The organism is Bengtsoniella intestinalis, assembly GCF_039719005.1.
In the GTDB taxonomy this organism is placed as follows: Bacteria; Bacillota; Clostridia; order Oscillospirales; family Oscillospiraceae; genus Oscillibacter; species Oscillibacter intestinalis.
Map to the genome: position 1 here is coordinate 3592702 of NZ_CP133584.1, position 23932 is coordinate 3616633.

The following is a 23932-nucleotide window of genomic DNA, read 5'->3' on the forward strand; positions in this document are numbered from 1 at the left end:
AGCAAAATGTCAGGACATTCTAAATGGAAGACCATTCAAAAATCAAAAGGGGCTGCTGACGCCAAGCGCTCCAAAATCTTCACAAAAATTGCCCGTGAAATGATTGTGGCTGTCAAAGAGGGCGGTGGCAGTGGCGACCCAGCCAACAACTCCCGCCTTGCTACTGTTATTGCCAAGGCCAAGGCTGCCAATATGCCTAACGATAACATCAAGCGTACGCTGGACAAGGCTGTGGGCGCAGGCAATGGCGACAGCTTTGAAGCCGTTACTTACGAAGGCTACGGCCCTGCAGGTGTGGCTGTCATCGTGGAAGCGTTGACTGATAACCGCCAACGCACAGCCCCCGAAGTCCGCCATTATTTTGACAAGGCCAACGGCAACATGGGTGCCATTGGTTGCGTGTCTTGGTCTTTTGACCGTAAGGGCGTGATTTTGATTGACAATGAGGACGAAGAACTGGACGAAGAAGCTGTCATGATGGATGCTTTGGACTCTGGTGCCGCTGACTTTGCCCCTGATGGACAAGTGATGGAAGTGACCACTGAGCCTGATGATTTTAACGCCGTGGTGAAGGCTTTGGAAGACAAGGGCTACAAATTCCTCAGCGCTGAGATCGCACTGGTGCCCCAAAACTTCATCACCCTCACTGATGAAGGGGATATCAAAAACATGGAACGCCTCATTGATATGTTAGAAGACAACGACGACGTGCAAAACGTGTACCACAACTGGCAACAAGATTGATAGAATGCGCCACCCCACTGTCTGCGGACAGTGGGGTGGCTTTTTGTGATATATTCGTGATAGATAAGGCCTGTTTCGTTGACTTTTTTTGGAAAAGGAATATACTGTAAGTTAGAAATAAGAAAGTTGAGGAATATGTCCGTGAGAAAATTGCAAGGTATTTTGGTGATGCTGATGGCCTGCCTGTTGGCTACCACCGCCTACGCCACATCTTCATCGGCGGTGACCTATGAGGAAAAAACCGTAGATGGGATTACCATGAAGGTGGTCATTGTTGACCAAACCAACCCCAATATTGAAACCAAAGTGGTGCTAGAAGATAGCACATTGGGCACCACTGATAGCTTTTATGATATTGTGGCTGAGCAAGATGCTGTGGTGTCCATCAATGGCAACTTTTTCACCGCGTACGATACCTATAAAGAGCCCATCGGCAACTTGATGTCAGAAGGGGAGATGTTGTACTCTTCTGCTGGGATGCCCAATTTTGGGGTTACTACCGATGGGGAATTGCTCTTCGGGATACCTGGTTATTTTATCTATTTGACATTTGAAAACTCTGGGCAATCATTTTTGGCCTACGATGTGAACTTGGTGGGTCAATATGATGGGCTGTTGCGGCTTTACACCGCGGCCTATGGTTCTAGCGTTAATATTACCACCGCTGGTACGGTGTATGTGTTCCAAAATGACGTCTTTACAGGCAGCCAAGCTGTCAGCGCTGGTACCACGGTGACCATTCCCTCCAACGGGATGGTGCTGTTCCAATACCAAGGGGCTGAAAGCTGGGCCTATCCTGTCAATGTGGATAGTTACATCGGGAAAACGGTGGATGTATCTTATTTTTTGAAAACTGGTGACAGTGACACCGTTGCAGAGTTTGAAGGGAAAACCTTAGAATCCATCTTGTCAGGTAACGTCTATCTGGTGAAAAACGGCGCTGTGCTGGCAGATATGGTGTACGGTAGCGAAGGGTCTAGCGATAGCCGTTGGACAGAGTCTGCCGCCCGTACCGCCATTGGACAATTGGTGGATGGTCGACTGGTGATGGTGTCCACGGCCAGCGCCACATTAAAAGGCTTGGCAAGCGCCATGGTGAGTCTGGGCTGTACAGAAGCCATCAATTTAGATGGTGGTGCGTCCCGTGCTATGGCTGTGGACGGCACTGTGGTGGTACCTGCTGGGCGTGAATTGACGGTTACATTCCATGTTTACGACACGGGCGCTGTGACAGTTCCAGTTGTAGAAGAAGAACCTGTCATAGAAGAACCTGTTGCCTTGCATCCTTTTACCGACGTGGTGGAAGGGAGCTATTATGAAGACGCTGTGGTGTGGGCCTTAGAAACTGGGGTCACCACGGGCATGACTGACACCACCTTTGTCCCTGCTGATAGCTGTACCCGTGGACAAGTGGTCACCTTCTTGTGGCGTGCTTGTGGGGAACCAGCACCTGCTATCACCGAAAATCCCTTCACCGATGTGGACGCCTCTAGCCCCTATTACACCGCCATTTTGTGGGCTGTGGGAGAAGGCATCACCACAGGGGCTACCGAAACAACCTTTGAGCCTAGCACTGTTTGTACCACAGGGCAAGTGTTGACCTTCTTGTACCGTGCCAACGGCGCACCAGAGGTAGGGGACAGCGACTGGGCAACCCAATATCCTAATCGCTACTTCACCGATGCCTTGGCGTGGGCAGGCAACGCTGGGTTGCTGTCCGCGGTCACGGAAAGCATCAACCCCGATGGCGATAGCCCCCGTGCCTATGTTGTCACCTATCTGTACGCCAATGCTGGTAGCCCAGTCGTTGGGTAAATGGGGTTAAGGGATGGGGAAGTGAATACATGGCTTGCCCTGTCTCCTCGCTTGCTTATACATGGCGGCGGCACCGCCTACATCGTCGTATCGCAAATAGACAACCAGCACATCGCAAGCGGTTGCCATCCATTTGTTTCGCCGTGAAATGGCAAACCGTTGAGGGCCTTCCTCGATGGGGGGATAGGTGGTATCATCGTACCAATCTATATCACGAGGCACACGGTTGAGATAGGCCATGACATAAATGGTCTTGATATGGGGATATGTTTTCTTCCATTGGCGCACAACTTGAAATGCAAGTTCATCAAATTGACCGTAGCCACCCAGATAAAACTGGGTGGCTCCTTCTTTGATAAGAGATTCTACCACACCTGTGAGCCAAAGCTCAACCGCCTGTGGGTTTGCCACCACTCGATGTCCACAAAATGTTACTGTCATATGAGTACCCCCTACTATTTAGGCTACCTATAGCCTAAATAGTAGCATACATAGCCTATAATTACTAGAGCTTTTGTATATTCTAGTAAATATATGGAGGTGTAATTATGATTTGTACAGTGAGAGATCGGATTTTGAGCCTGTGCGGAGAACGAAACATGAGTATCAATAAGCTTGCGACTGTTTGTGGGTTGCCTCCGTCAAGTATCAAGAATATTCTGTATGGGAAAAGTCAAAACCCCAAGCTATTGACCATAAAAATGATTTGCGATGGCTTAGACATCACCCTTGGTGAATTCTTCTCCACCCCTGAGTTTGATGGGCTAGAGCAGGAGATTGAGTAGGGAACGTCGCTCCCTACGTAAAATAAAATCCCATTTACCATTCAAAAGTATATAAAAAAGCCTCAAGTCGAAAGACTTGAGGCTTTTTGTTAGCTTGTTATTGCTTATTTCACCATGGAAGCAATTTCTTCTGCGAAATTGGATTCCACTTTTTCGATGCCTTCGCCTTTTTCAAAGCGGACAGCGGAGGTGAAGGTGACAGCGCCCTTGCCAGCAGCTGCGATATACTTTTCGATGGTCAAGGAGCTATCCTTAACAAAGTCTTGTTGCAGCAGGCAGTTTTCGCTGAAGAACTTGTTCAGCTTGCCAGAGACGATGCCAACTTTGACCTTTTCGGGCTTTGCAGCCATTTTGGGGTCGTTTTCCATTTGAGCCAGCATGATGTGCTTTTCTTCGTCCAAGATGTCTTGGGTGACTTCGCTCTTGTCCCAGAAACGAGGGTTCAGAGCGGCGATTTGCATAGCCACGTCTTTGCCGATTGCTTCTGCATCAGCTTCGCCAGTAACAGCCAAATTGACCAAAACACCAATCTTGCCGCCAGCATGGATATAAGGCACGCTCACGCCATCAGCGAAGCGAGCGAAACGGCGAATCTTGATGTTTTCGCCAATAACCAGCACCATTTCTTGTTGTTGTTGGGTGACGGTCAAGTCGGTGTCCATATACTTAGAAGCCATCAGAGCGTCCAAGTCAGCAGGATTGGTGGTAGCCACCATAGCGGCGATATTCTTAACGAATTCCACGAACTTTTCGTTCTTGCCCACGAAGTCGGTTTCAGCGTTCACTTCAACCACAACGCCCACACCGTCAACTACGGTAGCGTAAGCCATGCCTTCAGCAGCAACACGGGAAGCCTTCTTTGCAGAAGCAGCCATGCCCTTTTCGCGCAGCCATTCGACAGCCTTTTGGATGTCGCCGTCAGCTTCGACAAGAGCCTTTTTACAATCCATCATGCCCACGCCAGTCATTTCGCGCAGGTTCTTAACATCAGCAGCAGTAAAAGCCATGTTAGTAGTCCTCCAAAAATTTTATAGAGATTATGAAAACGGATTTAACCGTTAATTATTCAGCAGCAGCAGCTTCTTCCATTTGTTCGCCTTGCTTGCCTTCGATGACAGCATTGGCAATGACAGAGGAGATCAGCTTGATGGCGCGGATTGCGTCATCGTTGCCGGGGATCACGTAGTCGATTTCGTCGGGATCGCAGTTGGTATCGGCGATAGCCACAACGGGGATACCCAGCTTGTGAGCTTCTGCGATAGCGTTGCGTTCCTTGCGGGTGTCAACGATGAACAGTGCGCCGGGAAGACGCTTCATGTCCTTCACGCCGCCCAGATATTTTTCCAGCTTAGCGATTTCGCCCAAGTGCTTGATAACTTCCTTCTTAGGCAGCATATCGAAAGTGCCGTCTTCTTGCATAGCCTTGAGTTGGGTCAAACGATCCACACGGGTACGCATGGTCTTGAAGTTGGTCATCATGCCGCCCAACCAACGAGCGTTCACATAGTATTGGCCGCAACGCAGAGCTTCATCACGGATAGCGTCTTGAGCTTGCTTCTTGGTGCCAACGAACAGGATGCTTTGGCCGCTTTCGGACAGTTCACGCACGAAAGAATAAGCTTCTTCCAGCTTGCGAACGGTTTTTTGCAGGTCAACAATATAAATACCGTTACGTTCGGTATAGATATAGGTTGCCATCTTGGGGTTCCAGCGACGGGTTTGGTGACCGAAGTGGACGCCTGCTTCCAGCAGGGCTTTCATGGATACGACGTTAGAATGTGCCATAGTTTGAGATCCTCCAATAAAATTTAGTTCTTACTTCCGACGCGTTCATCTCAGTACCGCCAACCCATTTATCTTCAAATGGACACAGACAGACTAATCCCTTGTCGTGTAGAATACCGAATTATAATATCATAGTTAGACGCGGATTGCAAGCAAAATTTTGCAAAAATCTGCAAAAATTTTAGGTGCTACGCTCATTCGAACGTAGCACCCAAATTGCGACCACGGTGGAGGCCTCTTGGAGATGGTCTTTGGAAGTGTTTGTCGATTAAAATGATGTCTGCGCCTACTCTTTGGATGTTTTCCCATGGGATATAAAACTCATCGCCACGACCGAACATACCAAAAAATCGACAAGGTCCCAGCACCACAATGGCAATCACCTGCCCATCTGGCACACGCACCTCCACATCGTTGACATAGCCCAAGCGACACCCATCGCAGATGTTGACCACTTCTTTGCACCGCAAGTCTCGAATGCGACACTGCATATCCATCACCTCAAGACAGGGTATGCAGTGGGGAAGTCGTCCTATACCATTCTTCAACCCCCTCGCCAGAGGGGCTGGGCGAAGCCATGTGGAAAAACGTATGCGCTGTGCTTTTGGCAATAACCCCCAAAATTTTAACAATTTAACGATTAAAAGTGTTAATATATCATCTTGTTTATTCTTTGTTAATTTTATATAATATTATATAGGTGTATTTGTGTATTTACACGACAAGAAATAAAGGAGGCGCATGGATGAATGGTTTGATTGAAAATGTAGAGAGCATCAACAAGCAGTTGGCTCGCTATGGTGTGAAATTTGGTATTTATAAAAACAATACCTTTAACGAAAGACTGTTTCCCTTTGACCCAATCCCACGGATTATTTCCGCAGAGGAGTGGGCGGTTCTGGAGAAGGGGCTGATTCAGCGTGTGGACGCTTTGAATGCCTTTTTACTGGATATTTATGGCGAGAAAAACATCATCCATGACGGCATTGTGCCAGAGGATTTTGTTTATCTATCTCCCGGTTACCTGCCCCAATGCGAAGGCATTACCCCACCCAATGGGGTTTATAGCCATATCTCTGGCATTGATTTGGTGAAGGGGAAAAATGGAACATGGTATATTTTGGAGGATAATCTCCGCGTACCCTCTGGGGCGTCTTATCCTTTGATTGCCCGTGATTTGTGCCGCCGTTGTTCGGCTGAAACCTTCCGCCAAAACCGTGTGCTAGACAACCGCAACTATGGCGCTATGCTCAAAGAGACCATGGATGGGGTGAACACTGGGGGCATCAATGTGATTTTCACCCCCGGACGGTACAACGCCGCCTATTTTGAGCATTCTTACTTGGCAGAGCAAAGCGGCGCTGTGCTGGCTGAGGTGCAAGAGCTGTTTGTAGAGGACAACATTTTATATTACCGCTCCTTGGACGGCGACCAAAAAGTGGGTGCCATTTACCGTCGCATCAGCGATGAATATTTAGACCCTCTGTGCTTCTATCCTGACTCTCTCATCGGGGTGCCAAACTTGATATCGGTGTTCCGAGCTGGCAATGTTGCCATTTTGAACACCCCCGGCAACGGGGTGGCCGATGACAAGGGGATTTACTATTTTGTGCCCAAAATGATTGAATACTATTTAAAAGAGACCCCCATTTTGTCCAATGCGCCTACGTATTTGCCATTTTATGAGCAAGACCGTGACTACGTGCTCCAAAACATGGACAAATTGGTGATCAAAGACGTGGCAGAAGCTGGTGGCTATGGGGTTGTGTTCGGCAACCAATTATCCACGGAAGAATTGGCGTCCATCCGTGAGACCATTTTGGCAGAACCTCGCCGTTTCATCGCCCAAGAGGTGATTGATTTTGAAGATTTGCCCCTGCTAGAAGGGGACACCACCATTGAGCGCAAGGCTGATTTGCGTGTGTTTGTCCTCTCTGGCAGTCGCACACAGGTGTGGCCCAGTGGGCTGACGCGTTTTTCTCGCAATCCAGATAGTTTTATTGTTAATTCATCTCAAGGAGGGGGGTTCAAAGACACATGGGTTCTGTCAGTTTAAGTAAAAATAACCGCCTATTTTGGCTGGGACGGTACGCCGAGCGTGTGTACCAAGGTGTCATGATTATTCGCGCCATTCAAGATGAATTGATTGACGGCGACAAGGTAGATATGGTAGACTTAAAAAATCGACTGGGGATGGAGTATGCCTTTGCATCGGTGGAGGAATTTTTCCAAAGCTATGCCTATGACATCACCCTGTCTGATTCCATCTACTATTCTGCTGACCAAATGCTGGGCAACGGCATGGTGCTTCGTGAAGTGCTGGGTAGCCAAACCTTGAGCTATTTGCAAATGGCCATGTCTGCTTTGGAGCAGGCAAAGGAGAGCAATTCCTGCGGATTACAGCTACAGTGGGTGATGGATGACATTATGGCATTCCGTGGCTGTTATGGGGAATATATCGAAGAGGAGTCCACCCGTAACACCATTCGTTGTGGCGCCAGCGTGGAACGTGTGGTGACGATGATTCGCTTTGGGGCAGAGGAAGGCAGCTTGAAAAAAGAAATTCTCAAGCTGATCAACCGTCTGTACAAAACCAAGCTGTCGTTTGACCAAGCCCAGTTGGAGGTCATCAATGGGTTTGCCTTCAGTGAGGAGGGGAACAAGGACGTCCTACTGTCTAGTGTGGAAGCGTTGTTCCAAATTTAAATCATGAAACATTTGACCTTTGAAAGCACTACGGCGCTGACCTTTGACAGCTCTGTGGTGAACCACCATTTTGTGTTGCGCTATCTGCCGCCATCGTTTCCGGGGCAACAGATATTGACTTCATCTCTGACGGTGTCGCCCTATGTGCATACCGCCATTGCCCAAGATGGTTTTGGCAATATGCAAGCGTCGGGGTGTATTCCCTTTGCCCATGAAGAATTTATCTATACCTGTAAAGGGGACGCTATTATTTGCGAACAAGCACGTCAGGTGGAGCGACTGCACCCTATTTTTAAATATAATTCGCCCCTTGCCACCATCAGCAGTGACATGAAGGTATTTGCCGAGACCATGCCCACAGAGGGCACGGTGCTTGAGCGGTCTATGGCTTTGTGTCAGGCGGTGTATGACAAAATGGTGTATACCACTGGCTCTACCACCAATGAAACCACGGCGAAAGATGCCTTTGCCCAAGGGAAAGGTGTCTGCCAAGATTTGGCCCATGTGTTCATCGCTGTTTCCCGTTATCTGGGAATTCCTGCCCGTTATTGTAATGGCTTGCCCATGGGCACTGGCCCAAGCCATGCGTGGGTAGAGGTGTATGTAGACGGCATTTGGACGGGCATTGACCCCACCCACAACCGACTGGTGGGGGAGGATTATATCCGTTTTTGCGTGGGCAGAGACTTTGGCGATTGCGCCTTGGAGCGGGGGATTTTGTTTGGCAATGCCCAACAAAGCCAAGTGATTACCACCTGTGTGGCGGAACAATAAATAGGGAAAAAGGACTGCTGAAAAGCAGTCCTTTTTTGCAGCTAAATATTCTTTTTCATAGAGTTGATGGCGCCTTTTTCAAGGCGAGATACTTGGGCTTGGGAAATGCCCACTTCTTTGGAGACTTCCATTTGGGTTTTTCCCTCAAAAAATCGCAGTGCGACAATCCGTTGTTGCCGCGCATCTAGACGAGAAAAGGCTTCTTTCAAGGCGATGTGGTCGGTCCACTGGTGGTCGGTGTTTTTGGTGTCTCGGACTTGATCCATGACACAGAGGGTGTCGGTGCCGTCAGAGTAAACAGGGTCGTAGAGGGACACTGGGTCCACAATGGCATCCATGGCAAACACCACCTCTTCGCGAGGGATTTCCAGCCGTTTGGCAATCTCTTCTACTGACGGCTCACGCTGCAATTCTGCCATCAAAGCCTCCCGTGCCTGCAACACTTTGTACGCTGTGTCTCGCAAACTCCGAGACACCCGAATAGCACTATTATCCCGCAAATACCTGCGAACTTCACCGATAATCATGGGCACCCCGTAGGTTGAAAATCTTACGCCTTGGGTGATGTCGAAGTTGTCGATGGCTTTGATGAGGCCGATGCAGCCCACTTGGAACAAATCGTCTGGGGTTTCGCCTCGACCTGCGAATTTTTGGATGACCGAGAGTACAAGGCGCAAGTTGCCTTCTATCAATCGTTGCCGTGCCACTGTGTCACCGTCTTTGGTACGGCGCAACAGCTCCATGGTTTCGTCGTTTTTGAGTACTGTTAATTTGGCAGTGTTTACCCCTGCTATTTCTACTTTTCCCAGCATAGTGCCTCCTACCGTTTGGTCTGTTTTCAGTATGACCAATGATAGATTTGCCTATACTAGCACCTTTTGTCGCTTCCTGACAGGATGATCACTATGGCGGCAAAGACAAGATATTTTTACTAAAAACAGTAAATAATTTTAAGTGGCACCATTAATAAAGTCGTATCATAGGTGACAGAACAGCAAGGAAAACCCTTTGTGACCATCGAATAATAGATAAGGTAGGAATTTATGATGACATCCATTGAACGTGTTGTAAAAACCCTAAAAGGCGAACCAGTTGACCGTCTCCCAGTGTACCCTTTGATTAACAGCGTTTCTCGCAAGGCCATAGGCATCAGCTACGAAGAATGGACTAAGGATTACAAAAAGTGTGCCGAAGCCATCATCAAAACCACCGATGAACTGGGTGTGGATGTGATTTGCACATTGGTTGACCTGTCGGTGGAAGCCGCTGACTTTGGACAAGAATTGTTGTATTTTGAAGACAAAGCCGCCTGCCCCAATCATAAAAACCGTTTGATTAAATCCGAAGAGGATTACGAAAAAATCAAGTACGTTGACCCACGCACCAGCCCTCGCATGAGCGAACACATCGCCATGGCAAAGCTGTTATATGATGCCCGTGGACAAGAAAAACCCATTGTGGGCTTTGTGTTAGGTCCCTTGGCCATCTTGTCTATGATGCGCGGACAAGCTGAAATGTTTATGGATTGCATCGACGAACCTGAACTGCTAGAAGCGCCGTTGAAAGAGATTACCCGTACCCTCATTGATTTTTGCGACGGGCTCATTGATGCAGGGTGTCATGCCTTGATGTTTGACACGTTGTACGCCTCTGCTTCCATTATGAGCCCCCAAATGTGGGACGGTTTGGAAGGGGATTTCATCGAAGAAATTTGCAATCACGTCCATTCCCGTGGCTGTATGGTCATGCTCCACAACTGTGGCACTGGCATTTATTTTGCTGAGCAAATCAAGCGGATGAACCCCTGCCTGATTTCCTTCCTCCATACGCCTTTCGACTGCAAAGACTTGGCCGACACCAAGGAAAAGTATGGTCGCAAAATCACCTTGATGGGTGCGCTGGAACCTGGTTTGGTGCTAGGCGCTACAGAAGATGAATTGCGAGCCATGTGCCAAGAGCAAATCGACATTTTGGGCAAAGATGGTCACTTTGTTTTGGCCACAGGTTGTGAATATCCTGCGCCTTTGGACTTTGAAAAGGCACGGGTCATGGTGGATGTGGCTTGCACATACGGCAAAGCTTAAAGCATCAAAAAAATAGTTCCCTTTTTAAAATGGCAGTGGTTTCGTTGTATTTATCCGCAATGAAACTGCTGCCATTTATTTGTCAATTACCATTGGACAAAGACCGTGGAATTTGCTATACTAAAGATAATGTAAGTAAATCACTAGGAATATAGAGTGTTATAAAAAGGAGGGTGTCCTTTGAACCGTTTGCTCGACACATTTATGCCACCAAAACAGCTCAAAGAAGTGCTGACGGCTTTTCACACCTGCGTGGATTTGCCTTTGCAGGTGATGGATGAAAGGGGGGACATTGTCCATCGCATGGGTGGCAATATGCCCTTTTGCGACAGCATGAAAGCCTATTTACCGCCAGAATCATCTTGCCAGCACACCCATCAGGCGGCCTGTCAGCAGGCGGTGACACTGGGGGAATCTTACGTGTTCACCTGCCCAGCAGGACTGCATCATATTGTGTTTCCCCTGATTCACAAATCGGTGCTACTAGGCTCGGTGTTGGTGGGTCCATTTTTGATGGATGCCCCTGATTCCACCTTGTTTTCAGAGCTGACAGATACCTATTGTTTGCCCACGTCGGTGCTCTTAGAGCTATACGATTGTTCCAACCAAATCCCCATAGTGCCGCCGTCTCAAGTGCAACAAATCAGTGTACTCTTATACTATCTTCTGCGCCATTTCGGTGAGGACAGCAAAGAGATGGCACTGGGCAATCGGATGCGAGAACTACAGCAATCCAAGATAAACGATGCCATTCAACTCTATAAAAATGCCACCACAACCATGCCCATAGAATACCCCTATCAATTGGAGCAACAACTGATGACCACGGTGCAGACAGGAGATTTGACCAAAGCAGATGCTCTGCTGAACCAGATATTGGGCTATGTGTTATTCGCCCAAGGTAACGCCTTAGAAACACTGCGGTTTCGGTGTGTTGAGTTGAGCACGCTGCTCTCACGGGTGGCCATAGAAGGGGGCGGATCGCAACAACGGATGCTGGCGCTCAATCAAGCCTTTTACAACGACTTTTTAGCGCTTTCTAGCTTAGACGGCATTTGCATGAAAATGAAAGAGGTTGTCTACGCATATTCTCAAAGTATTTTGGTGCAAAACAAAGGTAAAAACCATGATATTATTCAAAAGTGCACACAATACATGGCAGAGCGGCTATCTGAGCCGTTGACCCTAGAAGAAGTGGCCTCCCATGTGCATTTAAGTCCCAATTATTTTTCTGCGCTGTTTAAGCAAACAACAGGGGCGACCTTTAAAGAACGGTTGAATATCATTCGCATTGAAGAAAGCAAACGCTTGCTGTCCAACACTGACTACACCATCATCGACATTGCCACAGCGGTGGGATTTGAAAGCCAAGGGTATTTTTCCAAGGTGTTCAAAAAGCAAACAGGCATGACCCCGAAGCAGTTTCGTTGAACATCTGATTGGGCTTCCACGACCCAAGCTGTTTTTTTCTGTATGAAAGTGTTTGCCTCTTTGTGGTGTTTGGTTTGACAAATTCAACCAAACAGGTATAATGAAGGTACGACACAGATTAATAAAGGAGAATCATCATGGATAAGATTCAACTGGGCGCTATGCTTGACCACACCATTTTAAAAGCAGACGCTACCGTTACACAAGTGGAAACAATTTGCCAAGAAGCACTGGCCATCGGGGCAGCTTCTGTGTGCATCAATCCCACCCATGTGGCATTGACTGCGCAAATGCTCAAGGGAAGTGCGGTGAAAGTGTGCACCGTTATTGGCTTCCCATTGGGTGCCAACACCAGCGCTGTGAAAGCCTTTGAAACCCAAGATGCCATTGCCAATGGTGCCCAAGAAATCGACATGGTGATCAACGTGGGTGCTTTGCGCGCTGGGGGTGTGGACGCCGTAGAAGCGGATATCCGCGCTGTGGTGGAAGCCGCCAATGGCACCACCGTGAAGGTGATTATTGAGACTTGTTATTTAAGTGATGAAGAGAAAATTACCGCCTGTCAGTTGGCACAGAAGGCTGGCGCCGACTTTGTGAAAACCTCCACTGGTTTTGGCACTGGCGGTGCCACCGTGGCAGATGTGGCGCTGATGCGCAAGACTGTGGGGGATACCATGCAGGTGAAAGCCTCTGGCGGTATTCGTGATTACCAAACCGCGATGGCTATGGTGGATGCTGGCGCTGACCGTCTTGGGGTATCTGCCAGCATGGCCATTGTGGCTGGGGCAAAGTAAAGGAGACGATATGGAACAGATTCAAAAACGCATTGATTTGGCAGTGGACTACATCCGCTCTTGCACCAATCGCACGCCCACTATGGGTTTGATTTTAGGGAGTGGATTGGGCGATTTTGCCAACACCTTAGACGATGCTGTTATCATTCCCTTTGGTGAGATTACTGGTTTCCCTGTGCCGTCTGTAGAAGGGCACGCTGGCAACTTGGTCTTTGGCAATCACAACGGAAAAGCGGTGGTGGCGCTGTCTGGGCGTGTCCACTATTATGAAGGCTTGCCCCAGCAAGAAATCACCATTCCCACCCGTGTTTTGGCAAAGTTGGGGGTGAAAACCTTATTGCTGACCAATGCGGCTGGGGGTGTGAACTTGGATTTCTCCGCTGGTGCATTGATGTTGATTTCTGACCATATCAACTTCTCTGGGCAAAATCCTTTGCTGGGGAAAAATATGGATGAATTCGGCCCGCGATTCCCAGACATGAGCGATGTGTACACCAAAACTCTTCGCCAAAGCTTGAAGGTCAAGGCTTTGGATGCAGGTATTGCCTTGGAAGAAGGGGTGTATGCCATGTATGCAGGCCCCAACTATGAGACCCCAGCAGAAATTCGTATGTTGCGTACCATGGGTGCCGATGCAACGGGGATGTCCACCGTGCCAGAGGCGTTGGTGGCGGCTCACGCAGGGATGCAGGTCATTGGTATCTCTTGCATCACCAATATGGCGGCAGGTGTGCTTGATCAAAAGCTTGACCACAGCGAAGTGGTGGAAACAGCCAACCGTGTGAAACAAGAGTTTTTAAAAGTGGTATCTCTGGCCATTGATTTGGCAGTGGAATAAGAAAACGGCGACATCTTTTATAGATGCTATAACGTAGGGAACGGTGTTTGCCCGTTCCGCTCCCCATGGCACGATTTGTGTGGGAAAGCGGAATGGGCAAACACCATTCCCTACATTTTTATAATTCTACGATGGTGTATCCATGCCCAACATGGGGCAAAAACTTCTCTAAGACGTCGGCGGTTTTCAATCGCAGACTGCCATGGTTGTTGCAAGGGTGACAGCCGAAATACTCTGCTTTGGCGGTGTCCTCGTCTAGCAGTAGTTTCACACGACACGCTTTGTCGTGCAATAGACCCAAAATGCTGGCGGAGCCCACGGTGCAACCAATCAACTCTGGAAGCATATCCGCTGGGGCAAAGGACAGCCGAGAAGAGCCGATTTGAGCCGATAAATCTTTGGTGAAAAAGGGTTTGTCCTCTGGCATACACAGCAGATAAAAGGCGGTTTTTTGCCGATTGCACAGCACAAGATTTTTGCAAATCCGCACGTTGAGCTTATCGCTGATTTGGGCGCAGACCTCCATGGTTTCAGCAGGGGGGTGCTCAATGCGTTGATAGGGGATGGACAGGGCGTCCAAACAGGCGAAGGCCTCCATTTCAGGGGTGCAACCTGTGTCTTGGGGGGCAGTGGTGAAAAATTCCATAGTCTTCACCTCCAGCAAGGCTTCGCCAGCCTTGAAAATATCCCCAGCGCCCACAGTGAGGATTAAATCCCCAGCTTGTGCTATGTCTTTGAGGGCGACTGTGACCGCTTCTAAGGTGGGGCAATAGTGGCTATGTGGGATTTGTTTGCACAAATCCTGGGAGGAGATGCCTGTTTCGTTAGATTCGCGAGCGGCATAAATTTCAGCTAAAATGCAAACATCTGCTATTTTTAACTGTTCCACAAATTCTGCAAACAGAGCCGTGGTACGGGTGTAGGTATGGGGCTGGAAGGCGACAATCACACGCTTGTAGGGCAAAGTACGCACTGTGGTCAATAAGGCTTGCAATTCGCTAGGGTGGTGGGCGTAATCATCGTACACGGTGGCTCCGTTGAAGGTGCCTTTTCGTTGGAAGCGGCGACCAGCGCCGATGAAATCGCCCAAACCCTTGGCAACAGCAGAGCCAGCAATGCCTAGCGCATAGGCGGCGGTGGCGGCGGCAAGGGCGTTTAAAATGTTGTGCTTACCGGGGACTTGCAACGCCACGTGGCAGTATAGATTGCCATGTACCATCACATCAAAGCTGGGCATCCCATTGGTGTAGGTGATGTTGGTGGCGGTGCAATGGGCAGGGTTTTCCAGCCCAAAGGTGAGGATATTGCCTTGGAGTTGGGGCAAAATAGCGCAGGTGGGGGCATCGTCAGCGTTGACCACCACAAAGCCATCTTCGGGGACAAGATTGGCGAACTTGGTAAAGGAGTTTTGAATGTCAGCCAAGTCTTTGAAAAAGTCTAGGTGGTCGGCTTCGATGTTTAAAATCACGGCAACGGTGGGGCAGAAGCTTAAAAAGCTGTTGCAATATTCGCAAGATTCCAAAATAATGGTGTCCCCTTGACCCACGCGGTGGCCTGCGTGAAGCAGAGGCAGTGTGCCACCAATCATCACCGTGGGGTCGGCTTCTGCCGCCATGAAAATGTGGGTGCACATGGACGTGGTGGAGGTTTTGCCGTGGGTGCCAGAGACACACAGGGCGTTTTTATAGTTTTGCATAATGGCGCCCCACGCTTGCGCCCGTTCATAAACGGGAATGCCACGGGTGATGGCACCAGAGATTTCAGGATTGGTGTTGTGGGCGGCGGCGGTGCGGATGACGAAATCACAATCCCCCAAATTTTGGGCGCTGTGGCCGATGGTGACTTGGATACCAAGGCTACGCAGGTGCGCCACCGCAGGGCTGTCACTCATATCGGAGCCACGGACGGTGAGCCCCATCCCTTGGAGCACCTCTGCCAATGGGCACATGGACACCCCACCGATACCTACCAAATGGGCAGTCATGTTGGGTGTGAAAAAGGTGGAAATGGGTTTAGAAGTGTGGAACATGGACGGATTCTCCTTATCGTACAGCCAGAAAAGTGTGCTTCCAGCAATTATATCATATTCTATACATCTATTGTACGTCTTAGTCACAGATTTTGCAATAGGCAATCCCACAACCTTAACAAAAAACAGTTTGAATTTTTGGTGTAGTTGTAGTATACTAATTGGGATAAACTTTGGCAGGATTGTTTTTTTTCACCTGCTGAGAACACAAAGGAGTACAATGCTTTGAATGTATTGCGAAAAACCATTGCCACTGGTGTGGACTTAACATATTTGCCAGCAACCAAATTCAAAACAGGGATGCTGTCTTATCAGTTTGCCCTGCCACTGTCGGCTGATACCGCTTCGGCCAATGCCTTGATGTTGCCAGTGCTGTTCCGCGGGAGCTGCACATTGCCCACCATGGGCGCCATTTCGGCACGTTTAGACAATCTTTACGGTGCCTATTTAGACTATACTGTTCGCAAAAAAGGGGAACTACAAACCATGGGGTTGGTGGCTCGCTTTGTAGACGACCAATTCACCATGGGTGGCGATAAGCTCTTAGAGCCAGTGGCCACCATGATGGGGGATTTGCTGTGCGACCCTGTGACAGAGCAAGGTGTTTTTTTGGATAGCTATGTCCAAGGGGAGCAACGCAATTTGCTGGACACCATCGCTGGTATCATCAACGATAAGCGCAGTTATGCCGATGTGCGACTGCTACAGGAACTGTGCCAAGGGGAAGCCTATGGGGTCACCCGTTTTGGCACCAAAGAAGGGGTGGAGGCGTTGACCGCCGCAACTTTGTATGAAGCGTACCGCGCTTTGATTTCCACCGCCAAGCTAGAGGTGATTTATTGCGGCTCTACCCCTGTAGAACGGGTAGAGGCAGCGGTGGTGGCATCGCTAAAAGCCTTGCCACGACTAGACATTGCGCCACTGGCAACCACCACACTACACACCATGGCAGAGACGGCTAAAACCGTCACCGAAGCCTTGGATGTGACCCAAGGGAAACTGGGCATGGGCTTTACCTGCCAAAATCATCAAGACAGCGACGCCATGCCCTTGCTGTTGGGCAACAATATGTTTGGCGGCTCTAGCAACTCTAAGCTGTTTATGAACGTGCGTGAAAAGTTATCTTTGTGCTATTATGCGTCGTCTACCTATCACCGTGACAAGGGGATTATCACCGTGTCCTCTGGTGTTGAATTTGATAAATTTGAAGCCGCCCACAGTGAAATCTGCGCTCAATTGGAAGCGGTTTCTCGGGGTGAGATTGCGGACTGGGAATGGGAAGGGGCGAGAAGCGCTGTAAAAACCGCCTACACCGCCTTGGAAGATTCTCAAATGTCGTTGGAAAACTTTTATCTCAGCCAAGCCATCAGCTTGCGCCGTGAAACCCCAGCAGAGCTGATTGAGCAAATGCTAGGGGTGAGCCGTGAGCAAGTGGCACAGGCCATGAGCCAAGTGGCGCTAGACACCACCTATTTCTTGAAAGGACGCACTTGAGATGATTGATATGAAAACCACGCACTATCCGCGCATTGGGGAAACGGTGAAAGAAACCGTGCTGCCCAACGGCTTGCAAGTCTACGTGGTGGAAAAACCTGAGTATGCCAAATCCTATGCCTTTTTTGCCACCCGTTACGGTGGCATGGACACCCGTTTTGACATCGACGGCACCATGACTGACACTCCAGCGGGTATCGCCCACTATTTGGAGCATAAAATGTTCGACACAGAGGAAGGGAACGCCTTGCAGGATTTGGCCTGCAACGGGGCAGAGCCCAATGCCTATACCTCTAATGCCATCACCGCCTATTATTTTGACTGCACCCATGGCTTTGCTGAAAATCTGAAGATTTTGTTGTCCTTTGTGTCCATTCCTTATTTCACAGAGGAAAGTGTGGCCAAAGAGCAAGGGATCATCGGCCAAGAAATCCGCATGATTGAAGATAATCCCGGTTGGCAAATCTACACCCGTATGATGCAGGCGCTGTATGTGGAAAATCCTGCTCGTACTTCCATTGCAGGTAGCATTGAGAGCATTTCCCACATCACGGCTCAAACCTTGTATGATTGCCACAAGGCATTTTACAACCCAGCCAACATGGTGCTCACCGTGGTGGGCAATGTAGCTGCGCAAGACGTGGTGAACATCGCCATGGACGTGCTCCCCAAAGAAGCTGGCAAAACCGTGGCGCGAGATTATGGTGATGAACCCATGACCGTGGCACAGCCAGAGACCACCACCCACATGGAAGTATCTATGCCCCAATTTTTAATTGGCTATAAGTGCAATCCTGCGCCCCAAGGGCAAGCGCGATTGATGAGCGAGCTCGTTGGCAACTTGGCAAGCGACATTTTGATTGGGGAATCCAGTCCCTTGTATCAGCGTTTGTACGAAGAGGGGCTCATCAACGGTAGCTTTGGTGGGGAATATGAAACCTTGCCCAACATTGCTTATTTTTATGCTGGCGGTGACAGCCAAGACCCCCAAGCTGTGATGGATGCGGTGCAAGCTGAGGCGGAACGCTTGGTGCGTGAGGGCATTGACGATGAATTTTATGGTCAAGTATGCCGCGCCCGATATGGAGATGCCATCAGTGGATTGAACTCTTTGGAAAACATTGCTGTGAGCTTGACCGATGGATATTTCCATGGTTACAACGGCTTGGATTTTTCCCACTTGTACGAACAAATCACCAAAGAGGACATTGTGGCCTTCTATCGTGATAATATCATCAGCGAACGACGGGTGTTGTCTCAAATTTTACCTGCACAGCAAGGAGAATAACGATATGTATGCTTTGAAAACCATGCCTGTTGGCTTTCCCGGCCTGTTTGGCGATTGGGAATTGAACATAGACCCAGTGGCCTTGAATGTAGGCAACGGCGTATATTGGTATGGCATTATCATTGGTCTTGGCTTGGTGCTAGGAGCCATGATTGCCATGAAAATGGCACCCAAGGTAGGCTTGACCGAAGACCATGTGCTAGACATGGTGCTCTGGGCAGCACCGCTGGCCATCATCGGCGCACGAATTTACTACGTGATATTCTATCTGTCGCTGTTCCAAGATGCAGATGGCAGCTATAATTTTGGGAAAATGATTGCCATCTGGGATGGCGGCATCGCCATTTATGGCGCTGTGATTTCGGCGTTTATTGTGGTGTTTGTGTTTTGTAAGCTTAAAAAAATCCCCTTCGCTACCTTGACGGACGTGGGGGTCATTGGGTTGCTACTAGGCCAAGGCATTGGTCGTTGGGGCAATTTTGTCAACCGTGAAGCCTTCGGCGATGTGACCACCTTGCCTTGGCGGATGAAGCTTTACACCTCTTTGACCGAGACCATTGAGGTCCACCCCACCTTTTTCTACGAGAGTATGTGGAATTTAATTGGGGTGCTGTTGATGGTGTTTGTGGTGATTAAACTCCGCCGTTTTGATGGGGAAGTCACTTGGTTTTACTTCTTGTGGTACGGGTTAGGTCGCGTCTGGATTGAAGGCTTGCGCACCGACAGCCTTTACTTATTTGACTGGACGTTGCTGGGCGAGCCCATCCGTGTGTCACAGGCACTGAGCTTTGTGATGATTGTGGTGTCAGCCAGCGCTCTTTGGTATATGCTCAAGGTGAAAAAAGTTAGCAGTGAAACATTGTTCGTCAACCGTAAAACGGTGGGAGAAGCGGAACAAGAGACGGCTGTTGTGGAAGAATCTGCACAGGAATTTGTGGCAGAACCGATGGAAAACCCTGTGGTAGAAGCAGCATCTGCTGAAACGATACAAACACAAGAAGAGGAGAACCAATAATGGCTATTATTTTAGACGGCAAGGCCTTGGCGGAACAAACCCGTCAGCGCATCGCCCAAGAGGTGACCACCCTGTCTCGCCAACCCGGCTTGGCTGTGATTTTGGTGGGGGATGACCCTGCCTCTCGGTTGTATGTGTCCAACAAGGAAAAAGACTGTGCCCAATGCGGCTTTAAAAGCTTTGAACACCGCATGGCAGCCGACACCACAGAAGCAGAGTTGCTGGCCTTGATTGCAGAGCTAAATACCAACGACGATGTGGACGGTATTTTGGTGCAACTTCCTTTGCCCAAGCATTTAAATGAGGAAATGGTGATTCAATCCATTGCCCCAGAAAAAGATGTGGATGCGTTCCACCCCTATAACGTGGGTCGTATGTCCCAAGGGAAGCCTGTGTTCCTGCCCTGTACCCCTGCTGGGGTCATGGCGATTTTGAAGGCCTATGACATTGATGTGGCAGGCAAAGATTGCGTGGTTATTGGACGCTCTAACATTGTGGGCAAGCCCATGGGAATGCTGTTGACCCAAGCCAACGGCACCGTGACCATTTGCCATTCTCGCACACCAAATTTGGCAGAGTATACCAAGCGTGCTGATATTTTGGTGGCGGCGGTGGGTCGTGAAGGTCTGGTGAGAGCGGATATGGTGAAAGAGGGCGCAGTGGTCATCGACGTGGCCATGAACCGCAATGCCGCTGGTAAATTCTGCGGTGACGTGGACTTTGAAGCTGTGAAGGCAGTGGCAAGCCACATCACCCCCGTTCCCGGTGGGGTAGGGCCTATGACCCGTGCGCTGTTGCTAGAGAATATTTTGACTGCGGCCAAGCGGAAATAAGCGGCTATCGCATACATATGGTTTTGTAAATTAGTGTAGGGAATGGTCTTGACCATTCCGCCCACATAAGTAGGTTCTACTTGGGAAGGCGGAACGGTCAAGACCGTTCCCTACGTCTGTTATAGCCTCAGCCTATAGTGGGCGATTATAATTCAGTATGTCTTGCGCCCTTGCGCAATGGGGGAAATGAGATATACTAAGAGCAAGAAAAGTTAAGGAGACAATACCATGAAAATTAGTAGTTTGTTGGCACAGCGCCCCACTGTGTCTTTTGAAATTTTTCCACCCAAAAAGGAAAGTGGAGATTTAAGCTCCATTTATGAAAACATTGCCCAGCTGGCAGAATTGAAGCCAGATTTCATCAGTGTCACCTATGGCGCTGGTGGGTCTACCACCGATTATACCGTGGAAATTGCCGCCGCCATCAAGGAAAAATACGGTGTGGAGGCAGTGGCGCATTTGAGCTGTATCGATGCCACGGCAGACCATCTCCATGAGATTTTAGGGCGATTGAAAGCGGCTAATATTGAAAATATTCTGGCACTCCGTGGAGATTACCCTCAAGGGTATGACCCTATCACTGCTCCACGGGAGTTTCAATATGCCAGCGATTTGGACGCCTTCATCAAAGCCCATTACGGAGACACGTTCTGCCTCAGTGGTGCTTGTTACCCAGAGGTTCACCAAGAAGCCGACTCGTTGGAAGCAGATTTGGATGCCATGGAGGCCAAAGTGAAGGCTGGGGCTGACTATTTAATCACCCAGATTTTCTTTGACAACCGCTATTACTATCGTTTGGTGCGAGAAGCCCGTAACCGTGGCATCACCGTGCCTATTTTGGCTGGCATCATGCCTGTCATCAACGGTAAACAGCTCATTCGCATTGCCCACATGAGCGGTTGCTCCATCCCCTATGAGCTCTCGGCCATGATTGAGCGATTTAATAAAAATCAGGTTGCCATGGGGCAAGTGGGGGTCAATTATGCCAGTAATCAAATCATGGATTTGATTACCAATGGGGTGGATGGGATTCACCTTTACACCATGAACCGTCCTGCGGTTGCCAAAGAAATCATGGCACGGACAGGGGCGATTTTAGATGTATTTACAGGGCGAGAACATCAATAAGGAGCCAATATGCAAATGAATTTAAAACAAACCTTGGGCAAAGAACTGCTTATTTTTGACGGCGGCTTTGGCACCCAATTGCAAGCCTTGGGGCTGAAAGCAGGGGACATCCCCGAAGAATTGAACATCACCCAGCCAGAGCTGGTGCAGTCCATCCACCTTGCCTATTTAGAAGCTGGGGCGCAGGTGATTTCTACCAACACCTTTGGCTGCAACCCTTTGAAAATGGCAGAGAGCCAATACGGCTTTGCAACCATTTTGCAAGCGGCCATTGACAATGCCAAGGCAGCAAAAAAATCCTATGGCAAGCCTTGCTACATCGCCTTAGACATTGGCCCCATCGGGCAATTGCTTGCACCCATGGGGGAGTTGTCTTTTGAAGACGCGTATGATTTGATTGCCCAACAGGTGAAGTTGGCTGGCGACCAAGTGGACTTGGTGCTACTGGAAACCATGACCGATATCTATGAGGTGAAGGCAGGGGTTTTGGCAGTGAAAGAGCACAGCGATTTGCCTGTGTTTGTCACCATGACCTACGAAGCCAATGGGCGCACTTTGGCTGGCTGTGACCCCTTGACCATGGTCACCGTGCTAGAAGGGTTGGGGGTAGATGCCCTTGGGGTCAACTGTTCTTTAGGGCCTGTTGAATTGACCCCCATTATCAACGAAATCTTAGCCAATACTACCCTGCCTGTGATGATGCAACCCAACGCTGGACTGCCATTTTTAGTAGATGGTAAAACCTGTTTTGGTCTGGATAAGGAAACCTTTGCCCGTGAAGTGGCTGTCCATGTGGGCAAGGGCGTGGCCGTTGTGGGTGGGTGCTGTGGCACCACACCAGCGTTTATCAACTTGCTTGCTGACACCTTGCCAAAGGCTGTGGCACCACGGCAAATTACCAAGAAAACCCGTGTGTCCAGTGGCAATACCACCGTCACCTTTGGGGATCATATTGTGGTCTGTGGGGAGCGGTTGAACCCCACTGGGAAAAAGAAAATGAAGGCGGCTCTCTTGGCTGGGGAATACGAAACCTTGGTCACCGAAGGCATTGCCCAAGAAGAAGCTGGCGCCCATGTGCTGGATGTAAATGTAGGCTTGCCTGACTTAGACGAGCCCAAGGTCATGGGGAAGTGATTCCACTGCTGCAAGCGTCATTGACAGTGCCGTTGCAAATCGATAGCTCCAATGCCGCCGCCATTGAGGTGGGGTGCCGCCTATATAATGGCAAGCCTTTGATTAACTCCGTCAACGGCAAGGCAGAGGTAATGGCAGAGATTTTCCCCATTGTGAAAAAATACGGCGGTGTGGTCATCGGCTTGACGCTGGATAAAAACGGCATTCCAGCCAAAGCACAAGACCGCCTTGCCATCGCCAAAACCATCATCGACACCGCTGCCACCTATGGCATCGGCAAAGAGGACATCATCATCGATTGCTTGGTGCTGACCGCCTCTGCCCAACAGGCGGAGGTGATGGAAACCTGTGAAGCGGTGCGACTGGTGAAACAGTTGGGCGTGCACACGGTGCTGGGGGTCAGCAATGTGTCTTTTGGGCTACCCAATCGACCATTACTGAACAAAACCTTTTTGACCATGGCCATGACCTGTGGTTTGGATTTGCCCATTATTAACCCTTTGGACAGTGAACTGATGGATGCCATTTCTGCCTTCAATGTTCTGCGCTATTATGATGTGGACGCGGTAGACTACATCCAACGCCAAGGCAATAAGCCTGCCACTATTGTGGTGAGCACGGAGGTAGAAATCTCTTTGACCGATGCAGTGCTCCATGGGCGCAAGGAAGAAGCCAAGGTTGCTACCTTGCGTGCGCTAGAGACCCAAGATGGGCTCACTGTAGTCAACGAAATCCTCATTCCTGCGTTGAATCAAGTGGGCAAGGACTATGACACAGGGGAGATTTTCTTGCCCCAGCTGATTCAATCGGCAGAGGCGGCTAAGGAGGCCTTCGCCGTGGTGAAAGAGACCTTCCAAGATGGCACTACTACCAAAGGCCCCATCGTGATGGCCACGGTGGAAGGGGATATTCACGACATTGGCAAGAACATTGTCAAGGTGGTTTTGGAAAGCTACGGCTATCAAATTATCGATTTGGGTCGGGATGTACCAGCACAAATGGTGCTAGAAGCCTGCCAAACACATAAGCCAAAAGCGGTGGGATTGAGTGCGTTGATGACCACAACAGTGGTGTCTATGGAAAAAACCATCAGCTTACTAAAAGGCAACGGCATTGACTGCCCTATTTTGGTAGGGGGTGCCGTACTCACGGCAGACTATGCTGAAAAAATCAATGCCAACCACTATGTGGCAGATGCCATGGTCACTGTGGATTTGTTGGAGAAGATTTTATAAATGATAAGAACACCGCACCA

21 protein-coding genes and 1 pseudogene are annotated in these 23932 nt (G+C 49.3%); 16 read left to right on the top strand and 6 right to left on the bottom strand.

The features are described from left to right. Positions 1 to 6: 6 nt before the first annotated feature. Both RFF05_RS17090 and RFF05_RS17095 read left to right on the top strand, forming a co-directional pair. The gene (locus tag RFF05_RS17090; protein WP_409968211.1) at positions 7 to 744 is read left to right on the top strand and encodes a YebC/PmpR family DNA-binding transcriptional regulator; all 738 of its coding nucleotides are present in this window, start codon (positions 7 to 9) and stop codon (positions 742 to 744) included. Positions 745 to 885: 141 nt separating this feature from the next. Then, a complete protein-coding gene (locus tag RFF05_RS17095) occupies positions 886 to 2559 on the top strand; it encodes a phosphodiester glycosidase family protein (protein ID WP_409968212.1) in 1674 nt (557 codons plus the stop codon). Positions 2560 to 2565: 6 nt separating this feature from the next. On the opposite strand, the gene RFF05_RS17100 is transcribed toward RFF05_RS17095, so the two are convergent. Continuing rightward, complete coding sequence (locus RFF05_RS17100; RefSeq protein ID WP_409968213.1) at positions 2566 to 3000, bottom strand: hypothetical protein; 435 nt, start codon at positions 2998 to 3000, stop codon at positions 2566 to 2568. A gap of 107 nt (positions 3001 to 3107) precedes the next feature. On the opposite strand from RFF05_RS17100, the gene RFF05_RS17105 reads away from it, so the two are divergent. Beyond that, entirely contained in the window at positions 3108 to 3344 is a 237-nt protein-coding gene (locus tag RFF05_RS17105) for a helix-turn-helix domain-containing protein (protein ID WP_409968214.1), read from the top strand. Positions 3345 to 3448: 104 nt separating this feature from the next. On the opposite strand, the gene tsf is transcribed toward RFF05_RS17105, so the two are convergent. The 3 genes from tsf to RFF05_RS17120 form a co-directional block, all read right to left on the bottom strand. Next, positions 3449 to 4351 carry a translation elongation factor Ts gene (gene tsf, locus RFF05_RS17110; RefSeq protein WP_409968215.1) on the bottom strand — a complete coding sequence of 301 codons (903 nt, stop codon included), beginning with the start codon at positions 4349 to 4351 and terminating at the stop codon, positions 3449 to 3451. 55 nt (positions 4352 to 4406) lie between these two features. Continuing rightward, the gene (gene rpsB, locus RFF05_RS17115; protein ID WP_409968216.1) at positions 4407 to 5129 is read right to left on the bottom strand and encodes a 30S ribosomal protein S2; all 723 of its coding nucleotides are present in this window, start codon (positions 5127 to 5129) and stop codon (positions 4407 to 4409) included. Positions 5130 to 5323: 194 nt separating this feature from the next. Then, complete coding sequence (locus RFF05_RS17120; RefSeq protein WP_409968217.1) at positions 5324 to 5620, bottom strand: YlmC/YmxH family sporulation protein; 297 nt, start codon at positions 5618 to 5620, stop codon at positions 5324 to 5326. 254 nt (positions 5621 to 5874) lie between these two features. Between RFF05_RS17120 and RFF05_RS17125 the strand changes: the two genes are divergently transcribed. Genes RFF05_RS17125 through RFF05_RS17135 form a run of 3 tightly spaced genes read left to right on the top strand, consistent with a single transcriptional unit; the run spans position 5875 to position 8609 of the window. Next, positions 5875 to 7185: a circularly permuted type 2 ATP-grasp protein gene (locus RFF05_RS17125; RefSeq protein WP_409968218.1), complete on the top strand. Its 1311-nt coding sequence runs from the start codon at positions 5875 to 5877 to the stop codon at positions 7183 to 7185. Further along, positions 7167 to 7835, top strand: coding sequence for an alpha-E domain-containing protein (locus RFF05_RS17130; RefSeq protein ID WP_409968219.1), 669 nt, complete (start codon positions 7167 to 7169; stop codon positions 7833 to 7835). Before RFF05_RS17125 ends, RFF05_RS17130 begins: the two co-directional genes overlap by 19 nt. A 3-nt stretch (positions 7836 to 7838) precedes the next feature. Further along, a complete protein-coding gene (locus tag RFF05_RS17135; RefSeq protein ID WP_409968220.1) occupies positions 7839 to 8609 on the top strand; it encodes a transglutaminase domain-containing protein in 771 nt (256 codons plus the stop codon). Positions 8610 to 8650: 41 nt separating this feature from the next. Here RFF05_RS17135 and sigG read toward each other — a convergent pair whose 3' ends face one another. Further along, on the bottom strand, positions 8651 to 9421 hold the full coding sequence (gene sigG, locus RFF05_RS17140; protein ID WP_409968221.1) for an RNA polymerase sporulation sigma factor SigG: 771 nt from the start codon (positions 9419 to 9421) through the stop codon (positions 8651 to 8653). A gap of 231 nt (positions 9422 to 9652) precedes the next feature. Between sigG and RFF05_RS17145 the strand changes: the two genes are divergently transcribed. The 4 genes from RFF05_RS17145 to RFF05_RS17160 all read left to right on the top strand — a co-directional run bounded on the left by RFF05_RS17145 (position 9653) and on the right by RFF05_RS17160 (position 13756). Continuing rightward, positions 9653 to 10693: a uroporphyrinogen decarboxylase family protein gene (locus RFF05_RS17145; RefSeq protein WP_409968222.1), complete on the top strand. Its 1041-nt coding sequence runs from the start codon at positions 9653 to 9655 to the stop codon at positions 10691 to 10693. A 180-nt stretch (positions 10694 to 10873) separates the two neighbouring features. Next, positions 10874 to 12124 (top strand): AraC family transcriptional regulator, encoded by a 1251-nt coding sequence (locus RFF05_RS17150; protein ID WP_409968223.1) that lies wholly within the window; start codon positions 10874 to 10876, stop codon positions 12122 to 12124. Positions 12125 to 12261: 137 nt separating this feature from the next. Then, positions 12262 to 12918 (top strand): deoxyribose-phosphate aldolase, encoded by a 657-nt coding sequence (gene deoC / locus RFF05_RS17155; RefSeq protein ID WP_409968224.1) that lies wholly within the window; start codon positions 12262 to 12264, stop codon positions 12916 to 12918. 10 nt (positions 12919 to 12928) lie between these two features. After that, the gene (locus RFF05_RS17160) at positions 12929 to 13756 is read left to right on the top strand and encodes a purine-nucleoside phosphorylase (protein ID WP_409968225.1); all 828 of its coding nucleotides are present in this window, start codon (positions 12929 to 12931) and stop codon (positions 13754 to 13756) included. Between the two features lie 118 nt (positions 13757 to 13874). On the opposite strand, the gene murC is transcribed toward RFF05_RS17160, so the two are convergent. Continuing rightward, positions 13875 to 15785, bottom strand: a complete 1911-nt coding sequence (gene murC / locus RFF05_RS17165) for a UDP-N-acetylmuramate--L-alanine ligase (protein WP_409968226.1) — start codon at positions 15783 to 15785, stop codon at positions 13875 to 13877. Positions 15786 to 16010: 225 nt separating this feature from the next. Here murC and yfmF point away from each other — a divergent pair, with 225 nt between their 5' ends. The 6 genes and pseudogenes from yfmF (at position 16011) to RFF05_RS17195 (ending at position 23912) form a co-directional block, all read left to right on the top strand. Next, positions 16011 to 17279 carry an EF-P 5-aminopentanol modification-associated protein YfmF gene (gene yfmF / locus RFF05_RS17170; RefSeq protein ID WP_409968227.1) on the top strand — a complete coding sequence of 423 codons (1269 nt, stop codon included), beginning with the start codon at positions 16011 to 16013 and terminating at the stop codon, positions 17277 to 17279. A gap of 1 nt (position 17280) precedes the next feature. Then, positions 17281 to 18567 (top strand): EF-P 5-aminopentanol modification-associated protein YfmH, encoded by a 1287-nt coding sequence (gene yfmH / locus RFF05_RS17175; protein WP_409968228.1) that lies wholly within the window; start codon positions 17281 to 17283, stop codon positions 18565 to 18567. Positions 18568 to 18571: 4 nt separating this feature from the next. After that, entirely contained in the window at positions 18572 to 19582 is a 1011-nt protein-coding gene (gene lgt / locus RFF05_RS17180; protein ID WP_409968229.1) for a prolipoprotein diacylglyceryl transferase, read from the top strand. Beyond that, positions 19582 to 20415 carry a bifunctional methylenetetrahydrofolate dehydrogenase/methenyltetrahydrofolate cyclohydrolase FolD gene (folD, locus tag RFF05_RS17185; protein ID WP_409968230.1) on the top strand — a complete coding sequence of 278 codons (834 nt, stop codon included), beginning with the start codon at positions 19582 to 19584 and terminating at the stop codon, positions 20413 to 20415. The genes lgt and folD overlap by 1 nt, the downstream gene beginning before the upstream one ends. Positions 20416 to 20643: 228 nt before the next feature. Further along, a complete protein-coding gene (gene metF, locus RFF05_RS17190; protein WP_409968231.1) occupies positions 20644 to 21543 on the top strand; it encodes a methylenetetrahydrofolate reductase [NAD(P)H] in 900 nt (299 codons plus the stop codon). A gap of 15 nt (positions 21544 to 21558) precedes the next feature. Further along, positions 21559 to 23912: pseudogene (locus RFF05_RS17195) on the top strand (homocysteine S-methyltransferase family protein). Positions 23913 to 23932: the final 20 nt, after the last annotated feature.